Genomic DNA, 12,777 nt, shown 5'->3' with positions numbered 1-12,777 from the left:
CCATGCCGACCGCGGAGACAACCATGCCTCCGGCAGCCACGCATTCAGGCGAGCAGGGCCTGACGCGACAAAAGCGATCAGACAACCGCATCAGGGGCGCGACAATGGCCTTGCCCCGAGCATGCTTATTTCGGGTTGAGGTGGATCTCAGGCACAAAAATCCCGCCGTTACCTTCCTTCGATCTTTACAGAAAAGCTGCGTTGCGCGCCAGACGGGGGGTCGGGAAACGGGGCGGCGCGGCGCACAACGGTGAGAGCCGCGCGGTCGAGCCGGGACGAGCCCGAGGAGCGGGCGAGCCCGACCGAGGCGAGCCGTCCGCCCGTGCCGATGGAGAACCGGACAATTGCCGCCCCGCGAGAGGTGGCGCGCGGGCGGGGAACGCGGGCGAGGTGGCGCATCACGAGACCGGGATAGTTGCTGGCGGCGGCGTTACCCTGCGCCTCGCTGCGGCGTGTCGTGTCGCGGCCCTGTCGCGTGGCAGTGGCGCTCTCTCGGCCGGCGGCGCTGCCGGCTTTGGCGTTGCGGGTCGCGTTGTTGCCTTGGCGGCTGCGGCTGCGCGCCTCTTGGCGCGCAGGCGATTGGCGTGCGGTAGCTGCCTGTTCGACCTCTCGCGGGCGGGCCTGCGGGCGACGCGACACCTGCACTCCCTGCTGCGGCCCGGGTTCCGCCCCGACCACGTCTTTCGCGGGCGCTTCGGCGGACTCGACCGGGGATGTCGCGGCGATCACTGGTGACGGTGTGCTGTCGCGGGGGCTGGCCGGAGATGTCGGCCTGAGAGGATCGGCGGCGGAAACCATTGGAATCGAATACTTTTCCGATGCAAGGGGCGCCGAAAGATCGGGATCGCGCGCGGCAAGGAGCGGCACCGCGTCCTCGGCTGCGGGGGCGGTTTCGGGTGGTGCGACACCAGGCGCAGACGCCGTTGGGCGCGCGATCTCGGCCGGTTCGGTCGGCTCCAGGATCTCCACCACCTGCCGGTTGGGCGTGACGGTGCTGTCGGAGACGGGCTGCACGGCGCCAGCCACCATGTCGGCGAAGCTGCTGCCCAGCATCGCCTCGGACGCGCCTGCCCCGCCGTCGATCTCGATCGTCGCGCGCGGATCGGAGACCCACAGACCGGCGCCGTGCAGGGCGAGGGCCGCCCCCGCGCAGACCATTATCATGCTGCGCGAGGCCCGGATCATTCGAGCCCCCGTTCGGTGATCATCACGACGCGTTCGGCCCCGGCCGCGCGCAGCGCTTCGCCAAGCCGGATCAGGTCGGGCGCGGGCAGGTCTGCATCGGGCACGATGCGTACATCGCGTACCGTTTCCCCCCGGTTTGTGTACGCCGCCCACATGTAGGCGCGCGCATCCGGCACGGCCGCGCCCCGATAGACCAGCCGACCGTCGGCATGGACCACAAGCGCGTCGGGCGGTGCGCGCCCCTCGAGGTCCTCGGTGCGCACAAGCCGCAGGTCGCCGTCGATCGGCGGGGCGATCGTGGCGGCGGCCATGAAGAAGATCAGCATCAGGAAGACGATGTTGATCAGCGCGATCGTCGGCTCGCGGCGGGACCGTGGCGCAGGTTTCCTCATGACGGCACCAGCACCTGCACGGAAAGCCCGGCCGCCCCGCGCAAGGCCAGCAGCAGGTCCGTCAGCCGCTGCGCGCTGACATCTGCGGACGTGCTGATGAGGGCGCGGCTCTCGCCGTCGCCCATCAGGGGGCCGAGTGTCGCGGGCAATGCATCGAGCGTCACCTCGCGCGCGTTGACCCGCAGGCTGTTCGCGCGCAGTTGCACGAAGATCGGCGGCGTGTCCGGGGATCTCGCGTGCCCGGCCCCGGCGGTGGTCAGGGTCACCTCGGAGAATTGCGAGAAGGTCGAGGATAGCATGAAGAACAGCAGCAGCAGGAAGATCACGTCGATGAGCGAGGTCAGCGACATCCTGCGCCGCCGGAACGCCGGATTACGCAAGATCGGGCACCGCCCGGCCCTGCGTCGCGCCTTGTGCCGCGCCCTGCCCGTCGGGGCGCAGCACCACGCCGAGCGCGTGATCGGCCAGCGCACGCTCGGCGGCCAGCCGCGAGTCGAGCCATGACAGGACGACCGAGGCGGGCATCGCCACCGCCAGACCGGCGGCGGTGGTCAGAAGCGCGACCCAGATGCCGCCCGCGAGCAGCGACGGATCGACCTGCGAGCCGGCAGATTGCAGCGCCTGGAATGCCTCGATCATGCCCAGAACCGTGCCGAAAAGCCCCAGCAGCGGGGCCACTTGCGCCACCGTGTCGAGAAAGCGGAATCCCCGTTCGAGCCGGGAAAAGCGCGCCTCGGCCTCGGCCTCGATCCGCCGGATGGCGGCGCTGTCGCGCGGGTCCTGCGCCGCGAAGGCGCGGGAGATGACCGGCGCGAGATAGCTGCGAGAGCCGGTGAGCGTGCGGCGTGCGGCATCGCCGTCGCCGCGGTCCCATTCGGTCACGGCGGCGCGCAGCGCGTAATGGCGGCCCACGCCCGAGGCGCGGAATTGCCAGAGCTTGTAGAACACGACCGCCAGCGTGGCCACCGAGATGACGGCGATGATCGCGATCACCGGCCCGCCCGTGTCGATCAGCCCCTGCAGTCGCGCGATCATCGCGTCGATCACGCTCATCCCGTCACCTCGATATCCGTGTCCGAGGACAGGCGCAGCCCCTTCAGGCACGCGGCGGGCGCAAGGCCCTCGCCCTCGCAGGTGCCGATACCGTTGACCAGCACCGCGCCGATACCCTCACAGGACGACCCGGCCAGATCGAATTGCCGCACGCGCGGGCGCCCCTCGGGCAGGGTGCCGAAATCGAACAGGGTCATGGTGGCGACGTGGCCCTCGGTGTCGAACAGCACCGCCTCGGCGACCAGTTTGTCGATCGCCGCGCCGAGATCGTTGCGGATCACGAAGGTCAGCCGGCAGCCCCCCGCCTCGGTGGCGGACACGGTGTTGAGCGCGAGGCCCAACCGGGGCGCGGGGTCGTTGCCGGATGGTTGCGCAAGCCCCGGCCCCGTCACGGCAAGGCACAGGGCCGCGGCAAGCAAGGGATGGGCGCAGTGAGGCGCATCCATGACAAGCTCCTTTCATCCTCCGGTCCGGAGGACAGATGAACCGCATGGCTGGCACGGGGCTGGCACGGGGTGATATCGTCGGCGCGGCCCATTTCAGGCGCGCCATGAGTGCCGTTTACCCTTCGACGAGGAAAAGAGTCAAGTTTGTGTAGCGACAGTGTCACCGAAAGGATCGGCCGGCGCGCCGCAGGTCAGAGGGTCCGGTGGCGCGTGAGCTCTGGCGGGGCCGCGCGCCACGAGCCCGGGTTCGGGAACTCTTTTCTTGACTCAATCGCTCGGAAAAGGCTACCCGGAGTACACAAGTGTTTTTGTCGTGATCGTGCCGGGCGTGGTCGATTGTCGTCCATCGCCAGCGGCAGGGATCACGGCCACACGCCAAGGAAAGGCCCGCGATGACATCCAAGCCCGCGCAGACCCCGCGGATAGAGGCGAGAGGTGCAAATGGCTGGCGCGAGATCGTTCAGGCCGGGGCTGAGGGGGCCGGCACGGAAGGTCTGGCGCTCGAACATCTGATCGATCTGCAGCGCGCGCAGGCGCGGCAGGGGAAAGACGTGCGGTGAGCGGGATGTGCACCACCGACGCGCGCCTGCCCGACACCCATTGCCCGGTCACTCATGATGCGCGGGATCTGGTGCAAGAGAATGGAACCGCCCGGATCGTGCTGGACGGTCAGGTCTACACGCTGCGCATCACCCGGTCCGGCAAGCTGATCCTGACCAAGTGACGACGCTGGTCGCAACCCCCCGAGAGGCGCGCATGAGCAAGATACCCAGCCCCTGCATCGATGTCTGCAAGTTCAAGCGCGACGGGCATTGCATCGGCTGCTCGATGACGAAGCAGCAGAAATCGGCCTTCAAGGCGCTGGAGAAGGACGCCCATCGCGAAGCGTTCGTCGAGCTGGTCGTCGCGCAGCAGGCGGTCATGGGGCGGTACACGCATTGGCGAGAGGCCTTTGAAAAGAAATGCCGGAAGAAGAAGGTCGCGTTGAAGGTGCTCGACGGGGGCAAGGCCGCGTGACATCGGCAATGCCCGAAACATCGCCCCGTTCAGCGGCCGCGCCGCTGGGGCATCGCCCCCCCCCCCCCCGCCCGACGCGCGAGGCGGACCTTCAAATATGACTCCACGACGAAAATCACCCGCCCCTTTCTGCAAACAGCAAGGGCCAGAGCGACAACATTTTTCGCTGCCCGCAGCGCGGTTATCACGCCATGTCCGTGGCTCGCCTTTGCACTGCCGTTCTCAGCCGCAGACACCTGGTATTTCTTTTGCGAACCGTCATCGAGACTTGCGGTCAGGTTTGGAAAGATCCTGAAAGCTCTGGCAAGATGACGGGATCGGGCTCGAAATTTCGGCCATGGCCAGCCGCCGAGCCAGCCGGAAGGATCCGCGCCCCGGGAGACGGAAATGACCGAGACCGCACGATCACTTTCGACGGATGCAAGTACCCGGATCAACGAGGCGCTGACCCGGTGCACCGCCGAAACGGTCGTGACTTGGCCGCGAAACACGGCGACACGCTGACCGAGGATCTGTGCATCGAACGCGGTCGGACGCATGAGAAATGCGCCTGGATGCTGCGCGCATCTGCGCTGATGCAGGCGGCCGAAGGATCCAGCCTGCGGCGACCATTCAACCGCGGGCGCGCGGCCTTGATTGCGCTCCCTGGCATAGGGGGGTGGCGATGCAGAGCGGCTCAAGGCATGCTCAGCACGGCCGGACTGCTCAGTCGTCGTACCACATGCGCGACAGGTTGGCTTTCGCCTTGAAGATCCGGTCGAAGGCCGCGGTCTTGCCCTGCGTGTCGAAGATACCGCGCGCCGCCACGTCGAGATCATGCAGGATCTCGCGCCGCCCGGGGTCGCGCACCCAGCTCGTGATCCAGCCGACGATCGCCACCCGTTCGCCTTCGGTCACGGGCTCCACCCGGTGCAGGGCGGATGTCGGATAAAGCACCATGTCCCCGGCCTGCAGGGTGATCGCCCGGTCTTCCAGCGCATCCTCCATCACCAGCGCGCCGCCCGAATAGCGCGCCGGATCGCTGAGCGACAGGGTGAAGGACAGGTCGGTCCGGTTGCCGTTCATGACCGGATCGTCGACATGCGGGCCATAGGACATGCCGTCGCGATACCGCGACAGCAGCATGCGGGCATAACGGCGCGGGCGCGCGACCGAGGTCACCAGTTCGTTGGCGTCCACGGTCTTGCGCACCGTGTCGAAGATGGCGTCCAGCGCCGGTGACGGTCTGGCCTGCTGGTTGGTCTTGACCCGGCGGGCGTACCGCCCGGCGGTCTTGCGGCCATCCTGATAATCGAGACGATCGGCGGCCTCCTGCAAGGCCGCCAGGTCATCCGCGTTCAGCACGTTTCCGATCACGAAGACCATGCGTTACTGGCCCTCGCCCTCGCCCTCTCCTTCGCTGTCACCGGCCGAAAGCGCGTTCGCGGCCAGATCCATCCGGGCGGCCGCGCCGTAAAGGATGCTCGGCTCCATCTCGAACGAGCCTTCGCCCTGCAGGTCCCCGAAGGCGGCCCCGGTCGCCTCGACCTGTTCGAGGATCGCCGTGCCGACCTCGGCCACGGCCGGGTCGTCGCTTTCGGCCATCTGGCGCGCCTCATGCTCGATCGTGCGCAGGAAGCCCCAGCTGTCCTGATATTCGTGCAGGTTCGACACCTCGCCACCCGCAACGGCGACCTTGTATTCGTCGCCCGCCACGCGGGTCAGCGCGATCAGCCCGTCCACCTGCCGGGCGGGCGTGTATTCGGCGCGCGCCTGCTCGATCCCGGCGTGAACGGTGTCGAAAAGCGACGAGACCTCCGTGAACGGCTTCTCCGCCTCGGTGGCGGCGGCCAGTGCCTCGAGATCGCCTTTCATGCCCTCCAGCCCGAGCTCTGCCAGTTGGTCCGCAACGGCGTCGTATTTCTCCTCGATGGGGTGGCCCATATGGGTCTTGGCGGCCTCGAGGTCGCCCGCTTCGTAAAGCGCGAGACCGGCCCTGAGATGGCCTTCCATGAAGCCGAGCGCGCTGAGGAAGGCGGTCTCGGGGGCGAGGCCCGCGGAACCTTCGCCTTCGCCCTCACCGCCGGCGGAGGCTTCTCCCTCGCCGCTGGCCTGCGCCAGACGGATCGGGTCGTCGGCCGGTTGCGTGTCGCTTGCCGCTCCGGCGTGGCCGGCCGTCACCGCCCCTGCCGTGACGAGCGCGGCGAGGCCGCCGGTCATGCGACGTGCAACGACGTGGCGTGTGGTCTTGTCTGTCGAATTGGTCATGTCTTCGCTCTCCCGGTTTGGTTTCTTATTGCTTACTAAATCAGTCGGAATTGTCAAGAACAGGGCCGCGACCGGGCGCCATGTCAGGCCCGGCCCATCGCGGCCCCGCTGGCCTGCGGCAGCAGGTAGGGCACGGCCCCCGGCGGGGGCGTGCTGACCCGCAGGTCGCAGTCATAGACCCGCGACAGCAGCGCCGAAGTCAGAACGTCGGCTGGCGCGCCGGTGGCGGCGATGCGGCCCGCATGCAGGACGCAGACCGCATCGGCGAACATCGCCGTGAGGTTCAGGTCATGCATCACCGCCACGACGCCGCCGCCGGCCTCGGCGAAATCCCGCGCCAGCCGCATCACGGCAAGCTGCTGCCCGATATCGAGGCTGGCGACGGGCTCGTCCAGGAACAGCCAGTTGGCGCCCGCGGCCCCTGTCGGCGCCCATATCTGGGCCAGTACGCGGGCCAGCTGCGCGCGTTGCTGTTCGCCGCCCGACAGGTCCTGGTGGATGCGGCCGGCCATGTGCCGCAGCCCGACCCGGTCGAGGGCCTGCGCGACGATCCCCGGACGGTCGGCGTAGCGTCCCGCACGCTGACCCATGCGCACGACCTCTTCCACGGTGAAGGGAAAGGCGACGCGCGCGGATTGCGGCAGCACACCGCGCCGCGCGGCAAGGGCGGCGGCATTGCCCGGGCCGATGGGGATGTCGTCGAGCCTGCGTGTGCCCTGGGCCGCGATCTCGCCGGTGAGCGCGCGCAGAAGCGTCGTCTTGCCCGACCCGTTGGGCCCGACAATGGCGGTGACCGCGCCCGGTTCGGCGGTGAAATCCACGTCGTGAAGGATGGCCGTGCCGCCGATCTCGACAGATAGGTCGCGTGCGTGCAGCATCACAGATCCACCAGCCCGCGCCGCCGCAGCAGGATCCACAGGAAGACCGGCGCGCCCAGCACCGCCGTCACGATGCCGATGGGCAATTCGGCCGGGGCGATGATCAGCCGGCTGATGATGTCGGCGGCCAGAAGCAGGCCGGCCCCCAGCAGCGCGCAATTGATCAGCAGCGGGCCGTGATCCGGCCCGGTCGCCAGCCGCAGCAGGTGCGGCACGACGATCCCGACAAAGCCGATACCGCCAGACACCGCGACCGCGGCCCCGGTGGCGGCGGCGACCGTGAGGATGGCCGCGCGCTTGACGTGCTGCACGCGGATGCCGAGATGCAGCGCCGTCGCCTCGCCGAAGGCCTGCCCGTTGAGACCGCGCCCCAGCAGCGATGCCCCGAGCAGGGCGGCGAGGATGATCGGCGCGGCGGTCGCGACCTTGGCCCATGTCGCCCCGGCGAGCGAGCCGAGCCCCCAGAAGGTCAGGTCGCGCAGTTGCTGGTCGTCGGCGGCGTAGACCAGCAGCCCCGACACCGCGCCCGACAGCGCGCCGAGCGCGATGCCGGCCAGCAGCATCGTCGCGACCGAGGTCTGCCCGCCGCGCGTGGCCACCGCGTAAAGCAGCAGCACCGAGGCCCAGCCCCCGAGGAACGCGGCAATCGGTACGGTGTAGATGCCGATGATCGCTTGCAGCGCGGGCGGCAGCAGCCCGCCCAGAACGATCGCCGAGACGGCGCCAAGGCCCGCGCCCGCGCTGACGCCGACGATGCCCGGATCGGCCAGCGGGTTGCGGAACAGCCCCTGCATCACCGCGCCCGACACCGCCAGCGCCGCGCCCACCAGCGCGCCGAGGGCGACGCGCGGCAGGCGGATCTCCCACAGGATCACGGCGCTGAAGCGGTCGGCTTGCGCGCCGCCGGTCACCAGATCGAGCAGCGACACGCCCGAGGCGCCGGTCTCGAGGCTGAGGGCGCAGATTGCCAGCAACAGCAGCCCCAGCCAGAGATGCGCGCGGCGTGCCACGGCGCGGCGGTCGCGCGGGGGGATCGCGGCGGCAGTGTCAGCTTGGGTCAGTGTCATCGCGGCCCTGTTGTGTGTCGTAGATCGCCGTGTTGAGATCGCGCACCGCCTGCGCCGTGCGCGGCCCGAAGCCCAGCAGGTAAAGCCCCGGCATGCGGATCACCGCGTTGTCCCGTGCGGCCGGGGTAGTGCGGATGGCGGGCATGCTCAGCAGTGCGTCACGGGTGACGGCGTGATCGCCGCCGCGATCCATCATCAGGATCACGTCGGGGGCGGCGCGGGTGACCGCCTCGTCGGTCATCGGCTTGTAGCCGGTGAAGGCGTCGACCGCGTTGATGCCGCCCGCCATCTCGATGATGCCCGCGGCCTGCGTGTCGCGCCCGCCGGCGAGGATGCGCCCGCCCTGCAGGCTGAGGATGAACAGCACGCGCTTGCGGTTCTCCGGTGCGATGCGCGCGGTCTGCCGTGCGGCGGCGTCGAGCGCGGCGCGCGTCTCGGCGATCAGCGCGCGGGCCCCTGCGGCGGTGTCGAGGGCGTCGCCGACGACCGCGATCTTGCGCAGGATTCCGGGGCCGTCGCGTGCGTCGGGCACCGAGGTGAAGGGAATGCCCGAGGCCTTGAGCACGTCGATGGTCTCCGGCGGGCCGGCATCCTCGATCGCGAGGATATGCGAGGGGTTGACCGACAAAACACCCTCGGGGCTGAGTGCGCGCGCGTACCCCACATCCGGCAGATCCTCGACTTCGGGCGGGTATGTCGAGGTGGTGTCGCGCGCCACGAGGCGGTGGCCCTGCCCGAGCGCATGCACGATCTCGGTCACCGACCCGCCGATCGACAGCAGGCGCGCGTCACTGTCGGCAAAGGCGGGCAGGGCGCATAGTGCGGCCCCGCTCGCCACAGCCTGCGCCAGCAGCGCGCGGCGGCTGAGCGTCGCGCGGGTCATTGTGCCACCTCGGTCGCGGAAATGCTGGGAAGCTCCGCCACCATCCCCGCAAAGGCGGCGCGGTGATCGCCGGTCTCCTTGCGCAGGCCGAAGACCTGGCAAATCAGCCCGCCCTCGGCGTCGAACGCCTCGACCGAGGTTGTGGGCCCGTCGCGCGTCTGTTTCTCGACCGCCCAGACCTCGGCGATGTGGTCGCGGCGCAGATGCAGGTTGAATCCGGGATCCATGACGTTCTGCCAAGGCCCCATTGGCTTGAGCGTCTCGACCCGGCCGGAATGGATCTGGATGCAGCCGCGATTGCCCACGAAGATCATCACCGCGATGCCGGTCTCGGCCAGCCGGCCGAGCATGGCATCGACGGCGCCGGGATCGAGCGCGCGCACGAAGGGGGCACCGGCGATGCGGTAGGCGCCGAGGCGGTTCATCTTCATCTTCGACACCAGTCGCAGGAATTGATGCGTGTCGGTCATGCGCCGCCATTCGGCGCGCAACGTCTCGGCCTTGTCGGGGCTGGATTTCGGGGCCTCGGCGGGCTGGCGCGGGGCCAAATCGAGGATCTCGGCCTGATCGGGCAGCGCGTCCGAAAGGCGCAGAGCGTCCCATGCCGCCAGCGAGGCGCCATCGCGCAGGAAGATCTTGTGGACCGCGTCGCCCGCCGCGTCGAAGACCTGCAGGCTGCGGCGCGGGCCGCTGCCGGTTGCGGTCTCGACCATGAAGGCGTGGCACCAGTGCGCCGGGAAGATCCGCAGATCGATCTGGGGCGTCAGGATCATCGCGGCATGCTTGCCGGGGTGGTAATTGGCGTAGCGCCCGATCTTTTCGTGCACGCAGGACGCGTTGCGGGTCAGCGCCATCACCTCGCCCAGCTTTTGCGCCGCGGCCATTACCCGGTCGGGATGCGGATCGATCTGCACGACACCCGCGCCGCAGGACGCGGCGACGAGCTGCGCCTCGGAAATGCCAAGTGCGTCGGCCTGATCGCGCGTGCGCATTTTAGGATTGGCCGCGGAGAAATCGCGGATCGTCTGCGGTGAAGGGTGATCTGTCGCAACCATGCCGACCTCTGTGCTGTTGTTTGCAAGGGTTGGCTGCATCGCGACACGCGATGTGGCTGCGGGCGCCCGGCGTTTTTTGTCCGGCACCTTATCTTGACTTAATTACTCATATAATAGTAACGCATGCAAGCCCCGGATGCAGATGATGCCCGGGGCCGACAGAAAGGACCGTGCCAGCCCCCTGCAAGCATATCGGTGATCCCCCCCGTGTTGCTGAAGTGAAGGGACTGACATGGCACAGAATTCGCGATGGATCTTGATGGTGCCCGCGGCGCTTTGCGTGGGCTGGGGCGTACCGCTTTCGGCGCAGAATAGCGCGGGCGCCGCGGGCGGCATAGCGGCCGACGGGTTCCTCGGCACGCTGACGCTTGGCGAAAGCAAGCGCCCGGTACAGACCCGGACCGCGACTCCGGTGACGGTGATCGACGAGGACGAGATCCGCGACCGGCAGGCCGGCACCGTCGCCGAGCTGATCGATTCCGTGCCCGGCGTGGCGCTGGTGAACGGCGACACCAAGCAGGGCTCGGGCATCTCGATCCGCGGCTTCGGCTCCAACCAGACCTTCGGCAGCGACCAGAAGGTGCTGATCCAGATCGACGGCGCGACGCGGGGCGCCGAGGAACTCTACCGCATCGGCACGCAGCTTTTCACCGATCCGTTCCTCTACCGCGAGGCCGAGGTGATCCGCGGCACCGTGGGGTCGTTCGAATACGGCTCGGGCGTGGTCGGCGGTGTCGTGCGGCTGGAGACCATCGACCCCGAGGATCTGACCGGGGGCGACCCCGGCGCCGCCCTGCGCCAGACGCTGGAATTCGGCACCAACGGATCGGGTGTGGCGCTGTCGAGCATCGGCGCGTGGCAGCCGACCGAGGATCTGGGATTTCTGGTCAACTACACGCGGCGCAGGCTGGGCTTTCCCGAGGATGGCAATGGCGACATCATCAATCCCGGCCGCGAGGAGATCGACGATCCATCGATCCTGGTGAAGGGCAAGTACCGGTTCGGCGACGCCAAGGCGCATGCGCTCGAGGCGAGTTACCAGCGCACGAAAAGCTCGCAATTCGACGTGCCGTATGATTCCTTCGGCAACATCACCTTCTTCGGCAATGTCGACCGCGAGATCGAGGCGGAGACGACGATCCTGAAATACGCCTTCGCCCCGACAAGCGACCTGATCGACCTGTCGCTGCAGTATTCCCATTCCGACGAGCAGGTGGACCAGAGCCCTGTTTCGTGCCCGGCCAGCCCGGTGGGCAGCATACCCCCCTGTTCCGGGCTCCTCGATGCCGATCAGAGATACGAGACCACGACCGTCACGCTCAAGAACACCGCGTTCTTCGAGACGGGTATGGTCGCGCATGATCTGACCACGGGGATCGAATACATCAATCGCAAGCGGGCCGATGCTTTCTCCGCCCCCGGCGGCGAGGATGACCGCTGGGCGATCTTCGCGGTCGACGAGATCGCCATTGGAACCGCCTGGACCGTGACACCCGCGATCCGCTATGAAACCTCCGATATCCAGGGATCGACGCCGCCCAATGACGGGAATTTCTCGACAGACGCGCTGATGGGCGGGCTGTCGCTGCGCTACGCGTTCGATAACGGCCTCGCGGTGTTCGGCAGCGCCGCCTACACGGAAGTGATGCCGATCCTCGACGATCTGGAATTTCCCGACCGCATCACGCAGACCGAGAAATCGCGCACCTACGAGCTGGGCTTTTCCTATGACCGGCAGGGCCTGATCCGTGACAACGACACGCTGGCGCTGAAACTGACCTGGTTCGACAGCGAGTTGTGGGACGTCACATCCTTCGTGGGCGGCGGGCCGGATTCGGATCCGCTGGACGAAATCCGCACGCGAGGGGTGGAGATCGAGGCCTCCTACGCCATGGAGACCGGGTTCTATGTCGATCTCAACGCCACCTGGGGCGAGGGGGACGAGGTCGACGGCATCGGGATCGTGCGTGACTGGCGCAACCAGGCCCAGGACAACCTGCGCCTGACGGTGGGCAAGGTGTTCGACGACACCTACGATCTGAGCTGGGAAGCGATCGTCGCGGACGACATCGATACCGGCGATCCCGGCACGTCCGGGTCGGGATACGAGGTGCACAATCTGCGCCTCACGGTCGCGCCCGAGGGCAACGGCGTATGGCAGGACACGGAATTCCGTTTCGGGATCGAGAACGTCTTCGACGCGCAGTACACCCCCAACCTCGCCTCGCGTCCCCAGCCCGGACGCAACTTCAAGGTCACGCTGGCCAAGACGTTCTGACTGTTCGTGTTCACTCGGGGTTGGCCGAGGGGCTGCGGTGAGCCGCACCCGGCCCGTCGGCGCCCGGAAACGTGCAGGCGGTGGACTTCAGGCCCGCGCGTTTGCCCGGAACTTCGGCCCTGGCGCCGATCATGCGCTGTCGATCCGGATGATCGGCATATCTTACGCATCTTCGCGGCGACATGTCTCACGAGGATATCCACGCGCCCGCCCGGTGCGTCCTCCGGCACGCGATCGCGAAACCGGTTGCGCCGCGCGGCGGTTTCGTCAAGGCTC

15 protein-coding genes and 1 pseudogene are annotated in these 12,777 nt (G+C 68.2%); 5 read left to right on the top strand and 11 right to left on the bottom strand.

Translation table 11 applies throughout. The features are described 5' to 3' along the window. Nucleotides 1–168: 168 nt before the first annotated feature. Genes V8324_RS05845 through V8324_RS05825 form a run of 5 tightly spaced genes read right to left on the bottom strand, consistent with a single transcriptional unit; the run spans nt 169 to nt 3,076 of the window. The gene (locus V8324_RS05845; RefSeq protein WP_336418985.1) at nt 169–1,185 is read right to left on the bottom strand and encodes a TonB family protein; all 1,017 of its coding nucleotides are present in this window, start codon (nt 1,183–1,185) and stop codon (nt 169–171) included. After that, the gene (locus tag V8324_RS05840) at nt 1,182–1,577 is read right to left on the bottom strand and encodes an ExbD/TolR family protein (protein ID WP_336418984.1); all 396 of its coding nucleotides are present in this window, start codon (nt 1,575–1,577) and stop codon (nt 1,182–1,184) included. Before V8324_RS05840 ends, V8324_RS05845 begins: the two co-directional genes overlap by 4 nt. Further along, nucleotides 1,574–1,927 carry a biopolymer transporter ExbD gene (locus V8324_RS05835; RefSeq protein ID WP_336418983.1) on the bottom strand — a complete coding sequence of 118 codons (354 nt, stop codon included), beginning with the start codon at nt 1,925–1,927 and terminating at the stop codon, nt 1,574–1,576. Before V8324_RS05835 ends, V8324_RS05840 begins: the two co-directional genes overlap by 4 nt. 22 nt (nt 1,928–1,949) lie before the next feature. Beyond that, a complete protein-coding gene (locus V8324_RS05830) occupies nt 1,950–2,630 on the bottom strand; it encodes a MotA/TolQ/ExbB proton channel family protein (protein ID WP_336418982.1) in 681 nt (226 codons plus the stop codon). After that, on the bottom strand, nt 2,627–3,076 hold the full coding sequence (locus V8324_RS05825; RefSeq protein WP_336418981.1) for a hypothetical protein: 450 nt from the start codon (nt 3,074–3,076) through the stop codon (nt 2,627–2,629). Before V8324_RS05825 ends, V8324_RS05830 begins: the two co-directional genes overlap by 4 nt. A gap of 392 nt (nt 3,077–3,468) precedes the next feature. On the opposite strand from V8324_RS05825, the gene V8324_RS05820 reads away from it, so the two are divergent. From V8324_RS05820 to V8324_RS05805, 4 genes and pseudogenes are all read left to right on the top strand, one after another. After that, a complete protein-coding gene (locus tag V8324_RS05820; protein WP_336418980.1) occupies nt 3,469–3,636 on the top strand; it encodes a hypothetical protein in 168 nt (55 codons plus the stop codon). A gap of 5 nt (nt 3,637–3,641) precedes the next feature. Next, nucleotides 3,642–3,800: a hemin uptake protein HemP gene (hemP, locus tag V8324_RS05815; protein WP_336418991.1), complete on the top strand. Its 159-nt coding sequence runs from the start codon at nt 3,642–3,644 to the stop codon at nt 3,798–3,800. Between the two features lie 32 nt (nt 3,801–3,832). Beyond that, nucleotides 3,833–4,093, top strand: coding sequence for a DUF1289 domain-containing protein (locus tag V8324_RS05810; protein WP_336418979.1), 261 nt, complete (start codon nt 3,833–3,835; stop codon nt 4,091–4,093). Between the two features lie 476 nt (nt 4,094–4,569). Then, nucleotides 4,570–4,659 (top strand): annotated as a pseudogene (locus V8324_RS05805) (Dps family protein); the annotation flags it as partial. Nucleotides 4,660–4,798: 139 nt separating this feature from the next. Here V8324_RS05805 and V8324_RS05800 read toward each other — a convergent pair. From V8324_RS05800 to V8324_RS05775, 6 genes are all read right to left on the bottom strand, one after another. Then, complete coding sequence (locus V8324_RS05800; RefSeq protein WP_336418978.1) at nt 4,799–5,458, bottom strand: Fe2+-dependent dioxygenase; 660 nt, start codon at nt 5,456–5,458, stop codon at nt 4,799–4,801. 3 nt (nt 5,459–5,461) lie between these two features. After that, on the bottom strand, nt 5,462–6,340 hold the full coding sequence (locus V8324_RS05795; RefSeq protein ID WP_336418977.1) for a hypothetical protein: 879 nt from the start codon (nt 6,338–6,340) through the stop codon (nt 5,462–5,464). Nucleotides 6,341–6,423: 83 nt separating this feature from the next. Continuing rightward, nucleotides 6,424–7,218 carry a heme ABC transporter ATP-binding protein gene (locus V8324_RS05790; RefSeq protein WP_336418976.1) on the bottom strand — a complete coding sequence of 265 codons (795 nt, stop codon included), beginning with the start codon at nt 7,216–7,218 and terminating at the stop codon, nt 6,424–6,426. Next, nucleotides 7,218–8,285 carry a FecCD family ABC transporter permease gene (locus V8324_RS05785; RefSeq protein WP_336418975.1) on the bottom strand — a complete coding sequence of 356 codons (1,068 nt, stop codon included), beginning with the start codon at nt 8,283–8,285 and terminating at the stop codon, nt 7,218–7,220. Before V8324_RS05785 ends, V8324_RS05790 begins: the two co-directional genes overlap by 1 nt. Continuing rightward, on the bottom strand, nt 8,266–9,168 hold the full coding sequence (locus V8324_RS05780; protein WP_336418974.1) for a heme/hemin ABC transporter substrate-binding protein: 903 nt from the start codon (nt 9,166–9,168) through the stop codon (nt 8,266–8,268). Before V8324_RS05780 ends, V8324_RS05785 begins: the two co-directional genes overlap by 20 nt. After that, nucleotides 9,165–10,223, bottom strand: a complete 1,059-nt coding sequence (locus V8324_RS05775) for a hemin-degrading factor (protein ID WP_336418973.1) — start codon at nt 10,221–10,223, stop codon at nt 9,165–9,167. The genes V8324_RS05780 and V8324_RS05775 overlap by 4 nt, the downstream gene beginning before the upstream one ends. Nucleotides 10,224–10,455: 232 nt before the next feature. On the opposite strand from V8324_RS05775, the gene V8324_RS05770 reads away from it, so the two are divergent. Beyond that, nucleotides 10,456–12,501 carry a TonB-dependent receptor domain-containing protein gene (locus tag V8324_RS05770; protein WP_336418972.1) on the top strand — a complete coding sequence of 682 codons (2,046 nt, stop codon included), beginning with the start codon at nt 10,456–10,458 and terminating at the stop codon, nt 12,499–12,501. The last annotated feature ends 276 nt before the right edge of the window (nt 12,502–12,777 follow it).

Source organism: Roseovarius sp. D22-M7, assembly GCF_037083785.1.
GTDB lineage: Bacteria > Pseudomonadota > Alphaproteobacteria > Rhodobacterales > Rhodobacteraceae > Roseovarius.
Note: the sequence above shows the minus strand (reverse complement) of the source record. Positions and strands in the feature narration are given on the sequence as shown.